Consider the following 364-nt stretch of genomic DNA (forward strand, 5'->3'; position numbering starts at 1 on the left):
TTTTATCGATACCAAGAGCTCGTCGAGGACGGTGGACTTGATGCGTTAATTGATAAAAGTCGTAGAGCGCCAAACTTAAAAAATAGAGTTGATGAAGCAACTGAACAAGCGGTCATTAAATACGCTGTCGATTACCCAGCTCACGACCAACACAGAACGAGTAATGAACTCAGAAAACAAGGCGTATTCGTTTCCGGCAGCGGTGTTCGTTCAATATGGCTACGTCATGGCCTAGAGAACTTTAAAAAGCGTCTCAAGGCGCTAGAAGATAAAGTGGCTAACGAAGGTATTATACTCACCGACGCCCAAGTGACTGCGCTTGAAAAGAAAAAGCATGATGACGAAGCGTGTGGTGAAATTGAAA

The 364-nt window shown here is 44.0% G+C and carries 1 protein-coding gene; it reads left to right on the plus strand.

What is annotated here, in order from left to right; all coding sequences use genetic code 11:
* The coding region (locus tag CWC11_RS22040) for a helix-turn-helix domain-containing protein (protein WP_138684266.1) at positions 1–364 on the plus strand (364 nt) is incomplete at both ends.

This window comes from Pseudoalteromonas sp. S3178, assembly GCF_005886985.1.
Taxonomy (GTDB): domain Bacteria; phylum Pseudomonadota; class Gammaproteobacteria; order Enterobacterales; family Alteromonadaceae; genus Pseudoalteromonas; species Pseudoalteromonas carrageenovora.